The following is a 1179-nucleotide window of genomic DNA, read 5'->3' as shown; positions in this document are numbered from 1 at the left end:
AGTCAAGTCCATAGTATTGTGTAAAATTGTATACAATGTTTTCAAACCTACTTGAGAAGTGTAAAAACCCCACTTCACATTTTTTGTGCGTGAATCCCATGGGCGAATAACCCCAGATGAGTTGAACGTTGTCAAAGATTCTTTTCACTTTGACGACGTTCAACTCATCTGGGATGCTCCATGAATGGGATCTCACGCCTACAAACTATTCCACTTATTTTACAAGGGATTTTTTCTTTCTATATTGTTCTTCATATTGCATTAATACAGCTCCAATCAAGCGGAATGCAGATTGCGTATTCGGGAAAATACGAATTACGTTCTCTCTTCTTCTAACTTCTTGATTTAGCCTTTCCAGTGCGTTGGTACTTCTTATAAAGACACGAATTTTCATAGGGTGTTGCATGTATTGGATGGTATCTTCGAAACCTTCATCCAATGTAGAAAGAGCCCTTTCATATTTAGGTTCATCTTTATACTTATTCATTAATTCCTCTTTAAAGTGCCTCATGTCTTCTACTGTCACCGCTTCAAAGATTCTTTTAATCATGACACGAGCATCGGCAGAGTCCTTCTTTGGGAGCTTTTCAAAGATATTTCGCTTGAAATGGACATTACACCGTTGCCAACATGTACCTATAAAAGCTCGTGTGATAGCCTTTTGTAAGCCCGAGTGGGCATCTGATATAATTAGTTTTGGTGATTGAAGTCCACGTGATTTAAGCTCTTCAAAGAAACCGAGCCAACTTTCATAACTTTCTACATGATCTACTTTTAATCCTAAAATCGTACGTTTATTATCCTCTGTGATAGCGGTGGCAATATAGACAGCCTTGGATACCACCTGTTTATCTTCGCGAACTTTAATATACATGGCATCGACAAAAACATAAGGAAAATAGGTGAAGTTAAGGGGTCTTCGAGACCATTCATTTACAATTGGATCTAATTTTTGTGTGAGAGAAGAAACAAAAGATTTAGAGACACTTTCCCCGCAAAGCTGTTCAACAATGTTGGTCACCTTTCGTGTAGACACTCCATTAATCACCATTTCAAGCATAGATAAAACTAGCGCTTGATCACAACGAGCATATCGTTCAAAGACGGTTGGTGAAAAATCACCTTCACGTGTTCTAGGAACACGCAATGTAATCTTTCCGATACTCATAGTCAAATCGC

At 38.3% G+C, this 1179-nt stretch carries 1 protein-coding gene; it reads right to left on the bottom strand.

The genetic code is table 11. The annotated features are described in order from the left end of the window. Positions 1-214: 214 nt before the first annotated feature. Positions 215-1179: IS256 family transposase (locus M3627_RS20335; protein WP_251557265.1), on the bottom strand; the 965-nt coding region annotated here is incomplete at its 5' end.

The sequence above is a fragment of the Psychrobacillus sp. MER TA 171 genome (assembly GCF_023713305.1).
Classification (GTDB): Bacteria; Bacillota; Bacilli; order Bacillales_A; family Planococcaceae; genus Psychrobacillus.
Note: the sequence above shows the minus strand (reverse complement) of the source record. Positions and strands in the feature narration are given on the sequence as shown.